This is a genomic window from Pusillimonas sp. ANT_WB101 (genome assembly GCF_008369125.1).
Lineage (GTDB): Bacteria > Pseudomonadota > Gammaproteobacteria > Burkholderiales > Burkholderiaceae_B > Allopusillimonas.
In genome coordinates this window covers 276280-292628 of sequence record NZ_VOAY01000005.1, presented here as the reverse complement: position 1 = coordinate 292628, position 16349 = coordinate 276280, and the positions used below count along the sequence as shown (strand labels likewise).

At 54.8% G+C, this 16349-nt stretch carries 12 protein-coding genes; 7 read left to right on the top strand and 5 right to left on the bottom strand.

Translation table 11 applies throughout. The features are described from left to right. Positions 1-9 precede the first annotated feature (9 nt). Positions 10-1575, bottom strand: a complete 1566-nt coding sequence (locus FQ179_RS19880) for an AMP-binding protein (RefSeq protein WP_149399055.1) — start codon at positions 1573-1575, stop codon at positions 10-12. Positions 1576-2133: 558 nt separating this feature from the next. Here FQ179_RS19880 and FQ179_RS19875 point away from each other — a divergent pair. The 6 genes from FQ179_RS19875 to FQ179_RS19850 all read left to right on the top strand — a co-directional run bounded on the left by FQ179_RS19875 (position 2134) and on the right by FQ179_RS19850 (position 10758). Further along, entirely contained in the window at positions 2134-3030 is an 897-nt protein-coding gene (locus FQ179_RS19875) for a LysR family transcriptional regulator (protein ID WP_149399053.1), read from the top strand. 142 nt (positions 3031-3172) lie between these two features. Then, positions 3173-4330, top strand: a complete 1158-nt coding sequence (locus FQ179_RS19870; RefSeq protein WP_149399051.1) for an acyl-CoA dehydrogenase family protein — start codon at positions 3173-3175, stop codon at positions 4328-4330. 20 nt (positions 4331-4350) lie between these two features. Further along, the gene (locus tag FQ179_RS19865) at positions 4351-5385 is read left to right on the top strand and encodes an acyl-CoA dehydrogenase (RefSeq protein ID WP_149399049.1); all 1035 of its coding nucleotides are present in this window, start codon (positions 4351-4353) and stop codon (positions 5383-5385) included. Positions 5386-5528: 143 nt separating this feature from the next. Then, entirely contained in the window at positions 5529-6326 is a 798-nt protein-coding gene (locus FQ179_RS19860) for a crotonase/enoyl-CoA hydratase family protein (RefSeq protein WP_149399047.1), read from the top strand. Positions 6327-6428: 102 nt separating this feature from the next. Beyond that, positions 6429-8321 (top strand): amidohydrolase, encoded by a 1893-nt coding sequence (locus FQ179_RS19855; protein ID WP_149399045.1) that lies wholly within the window; start codon positions 6429-6431, stop codon positions 8319-8321. Continuing rightward, on the top strand, positions 8308-10758 hold the full coding sequence (locus FQ179_RS19850) for a mechanosensitive ion channel family protein (protein WP_149399043.1): 2451 nt from the start codon (positions 8308-8310) through the stop codon (positions 10756-10758). The genes FQ179_RS19855 and FQ179_RS19850 overlap by 14 nt, the downstream gene beginning before the upstream one ends. Positions 10759-10859: 101 nt before the next feature. Here FQ179_RS19850 and FQ179_RS19845 read toward each other — a convergent pair whose 3' ends face one another. The 4 genes from FQ179_RS19845 to FQ179_RS19830 all read right to left on the bottom strand — a co-directional run bounded on the left by FQ179_RS19845 (position 10860) and on the right by FQ179_RS19830 (position 15036). Then, positions 10860-11423 (bottom strand): cytochrome b, encoded by a 564-nt coding sequence (locus FQ179_RS19845; protein ID WP_149399041.1) that lies wholly within the window; start codon positions 11421-11423, stop codon positions 10860-10862. Positions 11424-11591: 168 nt separating this feature from the next. Then, the gene (locus FQ179_RS19840) at positions 11592-12806 is read right to left on the bottom strand and encodes a S9 family peptidase (protein ID WP_149399039.1); all 1215 of its coding nucleotides are present in this window, start codon (positions 12804-12806) and stop codon (positions 11592-11594) included. A gap of 230 nt (positions 12807-13036) precedes the next feature. Continuing rightward, positions 13037-13729, bottom strand: coding sequence for a c-type cytochrome (locus FQ179_RS19835; protein WP_149399037.1), 693 nt, complete (start codon positions 13727-13729; stop codon positions 13037-13039). Next, complete coding sequence (locus FQ179_RS19830) at positions 13729-15036, bottom strand: molybdopterin-dependent oxidoreductase (protein ID WP_149399036.1); 1308 nt, start codon at positions 15034-15036, stop codon at positions 13729-13731. Before FQ179_RS19830 ends, FQ179_RS19835 begins: the two co-directional genes overlap by 1 nt. A gap of 506 nt (positions 15037-15542) precedes the next feature. On the opposite strand from FQ179_RS19830, the gene FQ179_RS19825 reads away from it, so the two are divergent. Then, on the top strand, positions 15543-16142 hold the full coding sequence (locus tag FQ179_RS19825) for a hypothetical protein (protein WP_149399034.1): 600 nt from the start codon (positions 15543-15545) through the stop codon (positions 16140-16142). The last annotated feature ends 207 nt before the right edge of the window (positions 16143-16349 follow it).

Sequence of the window (16349 nt, the reverse complement as noted above, 5' to 3'; positions counted from 1 at the left end):
GCGCCCGTTCTAATTGATTTGACGGTTTTGTACGGACCAATAGCGGGCCCGAAGTGTCTTCTTATCGATCTTCCCTACCGCAGTAAGGGGGAGCTGATCGGTAAAGATGACTTTCTTGGGGGCATGAACTACCCCCTTGTGCTCGGTGACGTAGGTGATTATTTCGTGTTCGTCACACTCTGCGTCTGGCTTTAGGACGACGATCGCCGTGACCTCTTCGCCCCATTTTTCATGCGGGATGCCGATAACCGCCGAGATCGCTACCTGCGGATGCTGCGCGAGGCAGTTTTCGACTTCGCTGGGGAATACATTGAAGCCGCCTGTGATAATCATGTCTTTGCTGCGGTCGACTAAATAGAGATACCCCTCGGCATCGGCGCGTGCCATGTCTCCGGTGTGCAACCAACCACCTTCAAATACCTTGGCGTCTTCCTCGGGCCTGTTCAGATATCCGTCCATGACGAGCGGGCCGCGTACACATAGTTCGCCAATTTCTCCGACAGGAACAGGCGAAAGATTGGCGTCCAGCAGTTGAACCTGGTTGCCGGGTATCGGCCTGCCACAGGATTGCAGTCTGTGGGGCTGCATCAGATCATGCTCTTTGGGCGAGAGATAACAGATAGTCATAGGCGCCTCGGCCTGTCCGTAGATCTGGCCGAAGACAGGGCCGAATTTTCCCAGCGCCTGGGCAAGCCTTACCGGTGTAATGGGCGCTGCGCCATAGAGCACCAGTTCCAGAGATGTGCTGTCAGATTGATCAGGCGCCGGGTCGTCGAGCAATCCGTATATTTGCGTTGGTACAAGAAAAGAGAGGTTAATGCGATGCTTCTGCACGTGCTCGAAAAACGCCGCCGAACTGTACTTTTCCATTAGGTAGACCGTTCCTCCCTTCAGAAATACGGGAATCAACAGGCTGCCGGCGGCGTGGGAAATAGGCGTAGTAACCAGATATTTGGGTGTATCTGGCCATTCATAGGCAGCCAGTGCCTGCATGACGAGCGTAACGGCTGTGCGGTGGGTGTGCCGGATGCCCTTGGAGCGCCCGGTTGTCCCGCCCGTATACGCCAGCTTGCTGATTTCGCTCGGATCATCAGGAAGTTCCAGTGGGGTGCCGTCTTGCTTTTCTGCGAGGTTGATGAGGCCAGGCCCTGATCGGGTGTCATCCAGCGTCACGACGAGGGGGACGCTTGAGCGCAGCGCCTCGGCACGTTCTGCGTGTTGTCGGGTGTCCGCGATGAGCGCCTTGACCTCCGCGTCTTCAAGCACGAAACAGTGATCTTCCTGAGAGGCCAAGGGGTGCAGCGCAAGGTAGCGCAAACCCAGCCAGTGCACGGCAATGAGCGCAATAATGGCTTCCATTCGGTTGCCAATCAACAAGGCCACGGTGTCTCGCCGCTGAAGGCCTTGCTGCTGCAGGACGCGTACAGTCTGCCAGCTTCTGTGCGCCAGCTCGGCGTACGTCAGCGTTTTGTCGCCGGACACAATGGCTGGATTGTCGGGCGCGTGCTGCAAAGCTTGGGCATACAGTTGTGCCGTGGTTGACCCGCCATGAACTGCGGTGTGGGGGGATGCCATAACGTCTCCATCTTTTTGCCGCACTCAAAGCGAGTGTGGATGAAAAATTTGTTCAGGCTAAGCCTGTTTTGGTACCAATTATATAAAAATAGTACCGTAAAAAGCGAAGGAAAGTATTTTTTTTGAGCCCCTCAGTAATTTTTTGTTTTTTTCCGCTCAGGTGGTGAATAAGTCGTTTGTTCTAAGCAGGCGGGCTGATCGGCGGACATAGAAGTGAGCATAAGAGAGCGATCGAAGTCTAGTCCAATATTTTAAATAGCTTTATCGATACTGAAATCGAATCGGTATCGTGTCATCATAGGTTCAGGACAGGTACGACTGGCGTACGATATGAGCAGGTTCTGTAAGCGCTTACTTCAGGCGTTTATTGATTCGTTAAAGCCTGATCGCAAGTCTTAACGATATGACTCATGTATTGGCTTGCTACGCCTTGGCGCACGACGCTGTGGCGGTATTGGGTATGTTTTGTATTGCGTGACGTGGCCTTGGCATACTTGGCCGCAGCATGTTGCAGCGCCAGACACCCCCTCATCACCCCGAACGAGAAACCCGCGCCTCATGGACCTTCGTCGCATACGTCACTTCATTGCCCTTGCTGAAACACTCAATTTTCACAGGGCGGCCGAGCGTCTGCACATGACGCAGCCGCCGCTAAGTGTTTCTATTCAGAAGCTCGAGGTCGAGCTTGGCGCAAAACTGTTTGAGCGCAAGGCGTCTGGTGTTTCGCTCACGCTTGCCGGGAAGACGGCATTAAAACAGGCTCGTAAGCTTATTTATCACAGCGAGCAGATCAAGACCGATATCAACAATGCGCTGTCTGGCACAGGTGGGGTCTTGCGAATTGGCTTTGTCGGTTCGGCTACGTCAGGGCTTTTGCAACGGCTCACTGCCTTGTATAGAGCGCAGTTCCCTGGGGTTGAGCTCATCCTCTCAGAAGCCACCTCTGTTGAGATCATGCAGGGGGTTGAAGACCAGGCGCTCGATATCGGTTTAGTTCGTGTGCCCTTGCTGCGTACATCGCGCGCAACCGTCATGCCTCTGGAGCGCGAGGCGTTCGTCGCTGCCTTGCCTTTCACAAATGCCTTGGTCGGCAAAGACCAACTGCAGTTGCGCGATCTGGCTAACGAGGGGTTCATTATGTATGCGGCCTCGAGCGCATCGGGCCTGTATAGCTCCGTTATGCTTGCCTGCCAGCAGGCCGGGTTTCTTCCTATTATTACCCAAGAAGCCACGCAGATTCAGACTGTGCTGGCGCTTGTGGAAACCGGCTTGGGGGTGGCGCTGGTGCCAGCTATTATGCAAAACGTCATGCGCTACCAGATTGCCTATCGATCATTTACTGATTTTCCCGAGGCGGGCATGACGGGGCTATCTCTTGCTTACCTGGCATCATCCGAAAGCCCTGCCGCTGAAAAATTCAGGCTGCTCGCTGCCCAGGAGTATCCTGGCAATTGAACAGATCCCTATTTCACCCATTGCGCTGATACTGAATTTATATCGATAAACGATAATTAGGTATTGGACACTGTATCGCGCTCTTGGCTACATTGTTAACAATAATCCCATCTATTATGCAAGCAATGTAAGGAGACGCCTGATGCACGTGCTGGAGTCCTTGTCCATGACGGACATTCCCGCGCAGGACGAAGCGCTTAGAGACGAAGTGCGTACTTTTCTGCGTGAGGCGTTAAAAGACGTGCCAGCGCATATCCGCGCCCGTTCTTGGTCAGGCTATAGCCCTGAGTTCAGTCGCAAGCTGGGCGAGCGCGGCTGGATTGGTGTCACGTTGCCGAAGGCGTATGGTGGAGCGGGGCGTAGCGCCTTTACCCGCTATGTTCTGGTTGAAGAGTTTCTTAACTCGGGTGCGCCGGTCGGCTCACACTGGATCGCAGATCGGCAGAGTGCGCCGCTTGTTTTGCGTTACGGTACCGAAGCGCAAAAGCAAAAATATATCCCGCCTATCTGTCGGGGCGAGTCGGCATTTTGCATAGGCATGAGTGAACCTGGCTCAGGCTCAGACCTTGCCAGCGTGCGAACAAAAGCTGAAAAAAACGCATCGGGCTGGCTACTTAATGGTCAAAAAATCTGGACCACTAACGCGCATCACTGCCAATACATGATTGCGCTGGTGCGCACATCTGGCCGCACGCAAGATCGTAAAAACGGCTTGTCACAGATTATCGTAGATCTCTCGTTACCGGGCGTCACCATACGCCCTATCACTGACCTGTCGGGTGACAGCCATTTTTGCGAAGTGTTTTTTCAAGACGTGCAATTGGATGACGATGCACTGATAGGCGAAGAAGGGCAGGGCTGGGAACAGGTCAACGCCGAGCTCGCCTTTGAGCGCAGTGGCCCCGAGCGTTTGTTTTCCAGCATCGTATTGTTTGATGAGTGGCTGGCCTATGTGCGCACACCACAGGGGCATACTGCCTCGGCGCAGCGTTTGGCGGGTAAAGTGCTGGCGCGACTCGCGCCGCTTCGCGCCATGTCGGTGGCACTGACCGGCAGGCTTGCTCAAGGGGAAAGCCCCGTGGTCGAAGCAGCTCTCGTCAAAGACATGGGCACGACGCTGGAGCAGTTTATTCCTGCTGCGATTGCAGATGATATTTATTCACGTACAGACCAGAACATACCGCTGGAACTGCTGCAAACCCTCAACTACACCTCCCATGTCGCGCCATCCTTCTCGCTCAGAGGCGGCACGCGCGACATTCTGCGCGGCATGATTGCCCGTGGGCTTGGGCTGCGATAACTGGCATGGAGAACGTACAGATGGATGCTTTGTTAACGGATGCCCTGGAAGCCTTATTGAAGGACCACTGCACACCCGATGTCGTGCGTGCCGTCGAGCAAAGCGGTAACGCCGATGCGCTGTGGCGTGAGCTGCAGCATTCGGGTTTTGCCGACGCCATGCTCGACGAAGAACATAACGGTGCAGGGTTAAGCCTGCGCCAGGCCTACCCTCTGTTGGAGCTTTGCGGTAAGTACGCGCTGCCTTTGCCACTGGCCGAAACCATGCTTGTGCGTGCTGTGCTGGTGGCTTCGGGCATATGTTGCCCCGATGGCGCCATAGCCATTGCTGTGGCGCAAGAAGATGCCTCAGGCGTACTGGCGCATCATGTGCATTATGGCCGCGTCGCATCATGGGTGTTGGTTCAGGCGGGTAGCCAAGTTCGCCTGCTTCCAGCGGGCGAGGCCAGACAAGAGGCCGGACGGCTGTTTCCGCTGGACGCCACTTTGCACTGGCCCAAGGCAGCTTGGGAGCAGGCAGAGGTCGTCAAGCTGGAAGGCGAGCTGTTCGTATTGCAGGCGTGTGCTGTATCAGCGCAACTGGCGGGTGCGTTGCTCACTGTATTCAGCAAAACCCTGCAGTACGCTAATGAGCGCGAACAGTTTGGGCGCCCCATCGGAAAATTTCAGGCAATACAGCACCAGCTTAGCGTGATGGCCGAGCATACCTTTACCGCACGCATGGCGGCCTGCATAGGATGCAATGCCGACAGCTGGCAGCCCGATGCGCAGCGTGTGGCCGTGGCTAAAGCCTGCACCAGCGAAGCAGCGCTGGAGTTGGCAGGCCTTAGCCATGCCATTCATGGCGCCTTGGGCTTTACTGAAGAATATGATTTGCAGCTTTACACGCGGCGCTTGTATCACTGGCGTCAGACGGCCGGCGCTGAGTCATACTGGCATGATCGTATCGGTGCCGGCCTGCTTGAAAGTGCTGACAGCCTTACGCTGGACGCCGTCCGGGAGATCACTGCGTACACTGCGCCGCCATCCTCCGCCGCTGAGCCGCTGACACGCTGAGCTGCCCGACTGCCCGACCGCCCGACTGCCGAACTGCCGAACTGCCGAACTGCCGAACTGCCGAACTACGCAACTACCCAACTACGCAACTACCCAACTGCTGAAATCACTATCTTTTTTATCGACTGTATGCTGAGGAACCCATGACCAAATTCCTGGAAACACGCCGCGAAGGCGCTATTCTGATCGTGACCATGAACGACCCCGCCACCCGCAATGCGCTTACGGGCAATACGGCGGTGGATGAGCTGGTACAGCTCTGCCACGATGTGGAGCGCGACCAGTCCGTTCGCGTCATTGTGCTGACAGCCAGCGGCAATGTGTTCAGTTCAGGTGGCAACGTTAAAGACATGCAGCGTTATTTCTCCGACAACAAACCATCTGTTGATGAGATTCGCAATGAATATCGCCAGGGCATTCAACGACTGCCCAGAGCGCTGTACAACCTGGATGTGCCCATTATTGCTGCCATCAACGGGCCTGCGATAGGTGCCGGGCTCGACCTTGCCTGCATGTGTGATGTCCGTATCGCCGCAAGCAACGCCAAGTTTGCTGAAAGCTTTGTACGTGTGGGCATTGTGCCGGGTGATGGTGGAGCCTGGTTATTGCCCCGCATTGTGGGTCGCCCGGTCGCTGCTGAAATGGCCTTTACGGGCGACGCGTTGACTGCCGAGCAGGCGCTAGCCTGCCGCCTGGTATCGCGCGTTGTTGCACCCGAAGACTTGCTGGAAGAAGCGCTGACACTGGCCCGCAGGATCGCCGCCAACCCCGGCGGCGCGTTGCGCATGACCAAGCGCCTGCTGCGCGAAGGCGAACACGGCTCACTGGAATCCGTGCTTGAAACGTCGGCGGCCTACCAGGCCATCGCGCATCAAAGCCCTGATCATGAAGAGGCCGTGCGCGCGTTCATCGAGAAGCGGCCCCCGCGCTTCGCCGAATAAGGCATGTTTGGTCGCAATTTCTAGCCGGGCTATGTTACGGTACGTGTTTTTAGACTGTTACAGTCTGAATCCATAAAAACCATAATGGGGGCAAGGGGCTTGATGAAGCTTATTACAGCGTGTCGACTGGCAACTTTACTTGGCGTATTCAGCCTGGCGCACGCGGCGTCAGCCGCTCCCATCGCAGACCAGATATGGTCTGGCGGGCCGATTCTTACCATGGATGACACACAGCCCCGTGTCGAGGCCGTTGCCGTGCAGGGTAAGAATATTCTTGCTCTAGGCTCCATGCAAGACGTTGAGCAGTACAAAGGCCCAGAGACCCAACTGCGTGACCTGGCAGGCCGCACTTTATTACCCGGGTTTGTTGACGCCCATGGCCATGCCTTCATGATTGGCTTGCAGGCAATTTCGGCAAACCTTCTGTCTGCACCTGACGGTAAGGTTAACGACATGGCCAGCCTGAAGGCGACCTTGAAGGCCTGGTCCGACGAGCATGCAGCCGTGCAAGAACAAGTAGGCATGATTCTGGGCTTTGGCTACGATAACGCGCAGCTGGCTGAGCAGCAGCATCCTACGCGTGAAGATCTGGACGCGGTGTCGACCGATGTGCCCGTTTTGATCATTCACCAGTCTGGCCATATCGGCGTCATGAACAGCAAGGCGCTTGAAGCGGCTGGTTTTACCGAGCATACGCCTAACCCGGAAGGCGGCATTATTCGCCGTTTGCAAGGTTCACAGCAGCCCAATGGCGTGCTCGAAGAGGCCGCGTTTTTTACCGCGCTGGCCAAACAGTTTGGCCACATGACGGAAAGCCAGGCAGAAGGTTTGTTTGAAGCCGGCTCAAAACTGCTCAGCCAATATGGCTACACCACAGGGCAAGAAGGAAGGGCGACATCTACCATTGTTCCCTTTATGAAAAGTGCCGCCGCAGCAGGGCGCATTCCGATCGACGTGGTGGCCTATGTTGATGTCATGCAAGACCGCGATTTCATTGCCAAGAACGCCAGCCAGACGTACGTTGATGGTTTCAGAGTGGGCGGGGCCAAACTGACGATAGACGGTTCACCTCAAGGTTTTACGGCGTATCGTGATCGCCCCTATTATGCGCCGCCAGAAGGCTATCGGGCTGATTATCACGGCTACACGGCTGTGACGCCAGATCAGGTGTTCGATGCCATCGATTGGGCGTTTGAGAACAATACGCAAATCATCACCCACGCCAATGGCGAGGCGGCCTCTGATCTTTTGCTGGCCGCCATCAAGACCGCAAAAGCGAGCCATCCGCCCAAAGATCGTCGTGCGGTGCTGATTCACGGGCAGTTTCTGCGTAAAGATCAGGTGGCAACTATGGACGAGCTGGACGTGTTTCCTTCATTGTTTCCCATGCATACGTTTTACTGGGGCGACTGGCATCGCGATCGCACGGTAGGGCCTGAAGATGCGGACAACATCTCGCCTACAGGCTGGGTGCGCGAACGCGGCATGAAATTCTCTTCGCATCACGATGCGCCGGTGGCGTTTCCAGACTCTATGCGGGTGCTGTCTGCCACGGTTACTCGACGGACACGTTCTGGTGACATTCTTGGGCCCCATCAACGCGTTGATGTAAATACAGCGCTGAAGGCGATGACAATATGGCCAGCCTATCAGCACTTTGAGGAAGGTCAGAAGGGTTCGCTGGCACCGAGCAAGTTGGCAGATTTCGTGATTCTCTCTGAAGACCCTACGGCTATCGATCCCGAAGCCTTGCATCAGGTTGAGGTCACCGAGACGGTAAAGGGCGGCAAGACCATCTATCGTCAGGGCGATGAAAACGGCGAGGCAAGCCCAGCGTCCACTGCCGCGGCCGGTGACGTCCTTGGGCGAGTTCTAAGTAACTGGCAACGTAGCGACGAGAGAAATGGCGTAGAAGGACACCGCCACGGTCCGGACCTCTTAATGCCGGCAATGTTGCAAGGTCTGAAATCGGCGCAGAGTGATGCCACGCTATAACTTCTGCAGCGTAATCGTTCGAGGCTTTCTGGCATTGTTTTTTTGCTTTGTATCCACATCGGTCTTTGCTCAGCAAGCCGATTGGACCGGCGAATGGGACAGTACCTGGCGTAACCGCGCTGCCCGTGTAACGCTGAAGCAAACGGGTGAACAGGTCACCGGTACCTACCGGCTGTACGGTGGCTCTCTGGAGGGGGTGGTCAAAGGCCGTGAGTTTCAGGGGGTATGGAAGGAAGGGGGGCGACAGGGTCCATTTGTCGCCGTCATGTCTGCCGATAATATGACGTATACCGCGCGGTTTGGCACGGGCGAATGGATGACCGGCATTAGGGTCGTCGATGACAACAAGTTTCTCGGACGAGAACTTGATCGGTCTATTCCTGCCTTAACCATGTACCATTTCTTGTCAATCATGAATGCAGTCGGCCCCGGACGCATGGAGTTGCAGAGCGAGGCATCACAGCTCATAGATTTTACGCAGATACCAAACCTTGCTATCAGTGAGTTGGACTACACGCAGGCACTGTTTGCTGTATTAAACCGGTTGACCTTTCGTGTGTGGGGGATGCACGAGCCGACTGCGGGCTCTGAGGTGTCTTTTACATTGCGACAAGCCGGAACCGAGGTGGCGCTGAACCTGCGTTTTAACAAGATAGGCGATCAGTGGTTTATTTCACCTCCCCCCTTGCACGTGCTTGCAGAAACACGGCATGCCCTCGAAATGGCGCGCCCAAAAATGCAGAATGCCCGGCTGCAGGGCTTGCACTCCCCCCGAGACACCATGCGTACGCTGGTTCAAGCCTTTTCAAGTGAAGGCGGGTCATTAGACCTGGCGATGTCCACGTTGAATATGTCGCACCTTTCAGCGCTTGCAAAAGAATACGAAGGGCCGAAGCTGGCCCGGTACATTAACCGGTCTTTGCAGCGAATTGGTTCACTGACATGGCAAGAGGTGCCAGACGATCCTAGCCGAGACGTGGCTTATGTGCATTTTGAGCACCCCATGGGGCGCATTGCAATCGGGCCGACTTCTACCGAAAACGGCGTTGTTTGGCAATTTACGCCGGAAACCCTGCAGACGATCAGGTCTGTTTATGCCGCCCTGGATAATTTTCCTCCCGGCGAGGCCTCTTATCAGCAGTCGCCAAAAGAGAGTTTGTACTTTCAGGCACGAGACCTGGTCAGCAAGGGATATACGGGCCTGGTAAGACAACTGGGGCCTATGGAAGCCTGGCAATGGGTGGGCTTGCTCGTTGTTTTTATTTTTGCATACGTGTTGGGCAAGGTTCTCAATATGTTGTTCTACACGTTGGTGCTGGGGCGATTCCAGCGTCCATCAGAACAGGCGCCGGTTGTTCGCTGGATGTTTCTGTGGTCATTTCGTTTGCTGGTTGTGGGCGTGGCTCTGCGCTTATCCGACCGGGTATTAAGTTTTCCGGACTTCATCCAGGTTGCGCTGGTAACCATGAGCTGGACATGCATCATCTTGTCTTCCATGATGTTGATTCTGCTCGGCATAGGAATGACAGTCAGTTATTTCAGAGCAAGTAATGTCGTACCCAGCAACCATTTGACGCTTGTGTCGTTTGTTGCGGGCATAGCACGTGTTGTGGTCGTGGTGTTTGCCATACTGTTGCTGGCTGAGGTACTGCAAGTTCCTTATCAAAGCGTGCTTGCCGGCCTGGGTATAGGTGGTTTGGCGGTGGCGCTGGCCGCTCAATCAACACTGCAAAACTTTATTTCAGGTATTACCCTGTATTTTGACAAACCCATTGCGGTGGGTGACTTCTGTCGATTCGGTGACAAGACGGGCACGGTCGAATTTATCGGTATGCGTTCAACGCGCATACGCACATTGGCGCGTACGTTGCTCACTATTCCGAACAGCGAATTTTCGAACATGCAGATCGAAAACTACGCCAAGCGTGACAGCATATTTTTAAATTCCATTGTGAAACTTCGTCATGAGGCCTCGCCAGACCAACTTCGTTTTCTTTTGGTGGAAATCCGAAGGCTTTTGCTAAGCCACCCGAAAGTTGCGGCAGACCCACTGAGGGTGCGGTTCGCCGGTTTCGGTGAGCATTCTTTAGACATCGAGATATTCGCTTATGTGCTGACCAAGGAATACACCGAGTTCGTCGCCGTGCGCGAAGACATTTATTTGCGGATCATGCAGCTTATCGAGGCGTCGGGGGTCAAGCTAGCCGTACCTTCTGTTGTGCATTACAACACCGAAGACCAACTGCCAGATCCGTCGGGTGGGCAAGCGAGCGAAGAGCACGTTGAACGTTGGCGCAAAGAAGGAACACTGCCGTTTCCCGACTTTCGCTGGCAAGACAAGGCAGACATGCGAGAAACACTTGACTACCCACCAGATGGTTCGCCAGCACGGTCTGAAGATGGGCCTTCGGCAGGCCCTGATTTAACGTCGCGCTAGTCGGTGTAGCGTCTCAAAAGCAGTAAAGCCCCGCGTGCGGGGTTTGCTGCCGGGGCGTGCGCGCAACACTCTGATCTATGCATCTCAACCGTTACACGCTATCAACGTTGTGATAGCGGCTCTGGCCCAAGCATGCGGCCGAGTGTGTTGTCCTTGAGGCGATAACGATGCACCACCACCATTAACACATGGCCCGCAATCACCGCCAGCAGGCCCCAGGCAAGCAGACCATGTAATAAGTCAGCCGGCGCCGTCATCCATGGAATCTCTATGCCTGTTTCTTCAGTGATGGTGACTCCAAACACGGAGAATGCTTTGCCCGAGCCAAACTGACGCAGTAGTGCAAGAGCCGGAATCAGCAGCATCAAGACATATAGCGTTATGTGCCCTAGCCTGGCCAGTCTTCCTGCCAGGGTGGCAGCATAAGCTGGCCGCCGCTTCGCATTGGCCAGCGCCCAAAAAACACGCAGCAGGCACAACCCCAGCAGCAGCAAGCCTATGGGACGATGTGTGCTGACCAGAAACGCAGTCAGCGGTGAACGCCCGACTGTCACCTTAATGAACATGCCAAAAAACTGCCAGGCGAACAGCAGTGCCATTGCCCAATGCAGTTGCCGGCTAATGAGGCCATAGACGTGTTGTGAATCTTTCCATGGCAGTTTCATGATGCGCTTCTCTTGTCGTGACAGTGCGCAGGATGATAGCAGGCGGACGCAATATGCAGCCACTCCGAACGAACTGCGTCGGGTGTATCAGCGGGAAGTTGCTGGCATCGTATCGAGCCTCGGCCTGTGCCGAAGAGCGCTCTTCAGCGCTGTGATCTCTGCAGCTATTTAGCCGAACCGCACAGCCTCGTCAAATATATTGGATAGCCAATCGTAGGCGCGTTGATGGTAGACGGAGCGGGCATTGGTCTGGCAGTGCCCGTCTGCGCCATCCGCGGCAGTAAAAGGCACCAGGTGTTTTTTGCTGCGCAAGGCATCAAGAAAGACTGGGGCAAACGCGCCCATAGCGTCTGATTCTGCCTGTGTGACCAGTACCGGGCACTGAATGTCTTTCACGCGATCCGACAGAGTAAACTTGGCGGCCTCTTGTATATACTGCGCGAGCGTATCGACGCCATGGGCCCAGAAGCCCCGTTGAACGACAGACCAGCGCAGTGAGTGGTTGTCGTTAATAACGTGCATCACCGGCGCTAACATATCGTCGGTAACGTCAGGTAATGCGTCGGCAAGCTCATCAGCGCCAAACTTGCGCAGCATTGCCCGTATGGCTTCCAGTAAATCCCACATGCCTGGGTCCACAATAAGTGCTGAAACGCGCGGCTCGGCGGCGGCCGCACGTGCGGCAAGCAGGCCACCAAAACTCCATCCCACCAATGCGATTCGGCGGTTATCCACCTCAGGCCGTGTGATGATTTCATCGATGACTGCAGCAAGCACTTTTTCCCAGTCAGCACGCAGGTGCAGGCCTTGCTCCATCAAAACCCTGCCCTGGCCAGGGCCGTCAAACGTCAGCACATTCCATCCCCGCCTTTGTGCCGCCACAGCATGGGCAAAATGCATGGTGTGCAGGGTTTCATCGTAGCCGTTTACGCAGATCAGCAGGGGGCGAGGCCCCGGCCCCGCCGAATAAAACCATGCCGGCAATGTGGTGCCTTCAAAAGGGATTTCCATGCTTTGCAACGCTGGGGTGAATAGTGCTGCGGCACAACGAAATGCCGCTGTTTCACGCTGGTATCCACTGATGACCCTGGGATCAACCGGGGCTCCATATAAAAGAGGATAAGAATTGCGGTAGTAGGTAAATGCCCGTAAATACAATTGTCGTGCGCTGACCAGATGGCCGTAGCGTTGGCATTGTTCGGCCTGATCAAAAAGTGAATCGGCCATGTCTGTCCACGCCTGGTACCAAGCGTGTCGATCACCCTCAGGGATACGCGCGGCAACGGCCAGGATCTCACCGATCTCGGCACCGCCTTCGGGAATATTTAACAACGGACGTTGCAGCCACGTCTCAAAGAGAGGGTCGTCAAACGCGAGTTTCATAGTGCCCCCAGCCGAGGTTGGATTTATTTTGATCGTGCATACCGTTTGCAGGGGGCACAGCACAGGGCAATCAAATCGGCGTAATGCTGCCAACAACGTCCTTTTGTTACTTCTTATGCTGGGGACGTCGTTACATTGCAGGCTTTACCCCATTGATAACGGTATTGAATGTATCAAGATTGACGCGAAATGGAAGGCCTGTCAACGAGGCCTAACCCTCGAATATACGGTCACTGCCCCCGCAGCGCGTTCACTTGTGTCGGTGATAAAGCCTGTTCGCGTTTCTGGGCTACCAGTTCGGGCATAACCGGCTTAATCTTCGATGTCTCGGTTTCGTTTCCCCAGGCTCCACGAATAAAATTAACGACGGCTGCGATCTCTGCGTCTGACAAATGATCCAGAGCCGGCATGCTGCCATTGAACTGCTGGCCTTTAGCTGTTAGTGGCCCGCTGATGCCATGCAGTACGACAAGCACCGGAAACGCCTGATCCTTGAAAAGATCAGAATTGCCTGCAAGCGGCGGAAAGTAACCTGCTTGCCCCTTGCCTTGAGCACCATGACATGCAGCGCAATTCTGTTGCCAGACAGCCGCACCATCAACTTTGGCGACCGGTGTGGCCACCTCGGCGGGTGGCGGGTTTGGGCCCATGTAGGTCGTAAGGTATTCAAGTACCTTGCTCTTGTCCTGGTCACTAAGCTCTAGCCCATAGTCTTTCATGCTGGCAACGACCGCTTCCCATTGAGTCGGAAGCAGCCCCTTGGCATCATTGACGTACTGCAGATCGTGACAAGCCTGGCATTTGGAGTAAACAATATTGGATCCGGGCCCATTGGGTATTCGGATCCCGGCACCCGCAGCGGTGGCACTGGCTGCTAACAGTACCGCCGCTGGCAACAAGCGACTAAAGGCCAGCGCCATCATTACGCCACCTCGAAAGGTACCCGGTCGATCCCATGCCAGTCCCAGCCACCTGGGTTCCACGTACTAAGCCCGCTCATTGGTTGCGTGCGGCCCCACGCGTCGGTAGCGCGCACCCAAACCTCATACTTGCCCGGTTCGAGCTTTACGTGTGTGTTCCAGTAATGCCATGCATACGGGCCGTCAGAGTTATCGATGTCGGTGGTTTGCCACGTTTTGCCCTGGTCCAGTGATACGCGAATGTCGTCCAGAGACGCCAGCCCATCGTTCCACGCGACCCCCTTTAACTCCACGTCGCCCGCTTTTGCCGTTTGCCCGGAAAGGGGTGCGAAGACCACACTCATAATGGCGAAGCCGTACGTGGGTGTACTGTTTTCACGGGTTAGGTCTTGCGTCGTGAATTTGCCCGGTTCCACCGGCATAATCGGCATGCGATATGTTTTCTGCATGATGGCGCTAGGGGTGGGCTCGTCCATGAGTAGCAGGTCGGTGAGCCACTTCACATTCATATTCCCGTAATAGCCAGGAATGATCAAGCGTACAGGCCCGCCGTGTATGGAGGGAATCGGCTTGCCATTCAGGCGAACCGCCAGAATGGCGTCGTCCATTTGTGGTGCCTCCAGATGGAAACTTTTGATCATGTCAGCACCACCAGGAACCGGGGGCTCGTCCTTGCCATTGGCGGTCAGGAACTTAACGCTGGCCGCCGGGCTAAGGTCAAGACTCTTGAGCAGTGCCTTAAGAGGCACGCCTTCCCAGGTTAAGTTGGCCATTCCGCCGTGCTTCCAGCCTGAACCAGGCGTTTTTGCCTTGTCCCAATAATATGAGCGACCATTGCCGGCACACTGCATAACTGCCACGCGCTTTACATGATCCATTTGTTCCAGATCGGCGACCTTGATCGTTTTTGGTCGTTGCACCAAGCCCGACACCAGAATGGTCCAGTTTTGGATGGTTTCATGGCTTGCCGGATCGGTTGTGGCTATCCATGAACCTGCCCCGTCGATAGGAAAGTGATTTCGACTGTAGATCAGATCCACAGGCGTGGATCGATGCTCGCGTAGCAAATTGAGAGGTGTTTCCATCACCCCGAGTTTGCCGTTGTGCACAATCATCTCAGCGCTTTTGCCATGAATAATTGTTGCGCCAGTGGGGGCTGCGGCAGTTGGTGTGACCGCAGTCTGCGCTTGCGCTGCGTGTGCCAACGAAGTAAAACCCGCAACGCTACTTAAACCCACCGCTCCTCCGGCGGCACTGATTGTTTTCAGAAAGGTACGGCGGTCAATATTTCCTTCATTTCGATAATTCACGCTACTCTCCTTTTACATCGGTTCGTAGATATGTCTCCAATTTAAAAGTACGCTTCCATATTTGATTTAACAATAGGGTATTGGGAGGTGAATGATTATGGGGGGATTAGATCGGGAGCTATTCACAGGGTGACGCCTGCCAGCAATAATGTTCGGCTTTTTTATTTAACAAGTCTTGTGGTGGCTAGTGCCTTGTGGAGCGCTTTATCTGGACTGATGCACGCCCGGTCTGTAGGCGTTCGGTTGCGTACGACACGTACCCGCCTTTTTTGCCCCTAAGGACAATTTCATACGATGGCCGCCGGTGGTTAAATTCGTAAATAAACCAATTCTGCCTATACCGTCGGGAAGGTTATGAATTTGCTCGCGAGAGCCACGCGGCTGCAGTTGATCGCGCCTTTGTGCTCAATGCGGGTTGTGGGAGTGCAACGCACGACTAGGTTTTGTCTCCTGGTGGAAGCAAGCGCCAGATCGCTTTATTCTCTCTTTGGGTCATGGGTAATCAAATGAAACCGAGCCGTCTTTCTATTCTTGTTGCTGCAGCAGTGCTGGCTGCTCCCCTTGGTGCCTATGCGCAAAACGCCCCTCAAGGCGTTACTGTCGAGGCAACTGCGCCAGGTGAGGCCGTGGTGGGGCACGCTGTTCAATTTCAAGGCAACATTAAATCAGTCGACAAAAAGGAGCGCGTTGTCGTTGTGGTTGGGCCACAGGGCAATGATGTGGTTTTCCACGTAGGCGAGGAGGCCAGGAATTTTGATCAGATTCGGGTTGGTGACCTGGTAACGCTAACTTTTACACAGGCCGTTGCGTTAAAACTCAGTAAAGTCAAAAACACGGGTATTCGCGAACGTGATGAGTCTGAGCAGACAATGCGTGCCGAGCCAGGTCAGATGCCTGGAGGCGTTATTGAGAGAACCATTCATATGGTCGCTGACGTCGTTGAGGTTAATCTTAAGACCCAGACAGTTACGTTACGAGGGGCGGAGCATACGGTCAAGATGGTGGTCGAGGATCCGGCTCAATTAAAAGACATCAAGGTTGGTAATCAGGTTGACGCCGTGTACAGGGACACGGTTACGTTGCAAGTGAGTGCCGCTAATAAATAGGTTTACTGCGTTTTCTTCCGTTTGGGAGGGGGCAGCGAATTGTTTAACAGTGGCCGGTTTGCCGGTGCAATAATAAAGCCCCAAAACGGTATTGATCTATAGAGTCACACCGAAAAATCCTGAGAGGAAGACATGAAACCAGTTTTAAAACTGATGACGGCGACTGCCGCATCCCTGCTATTGGCAGCCCCGTCCTAAGCAAGTGAG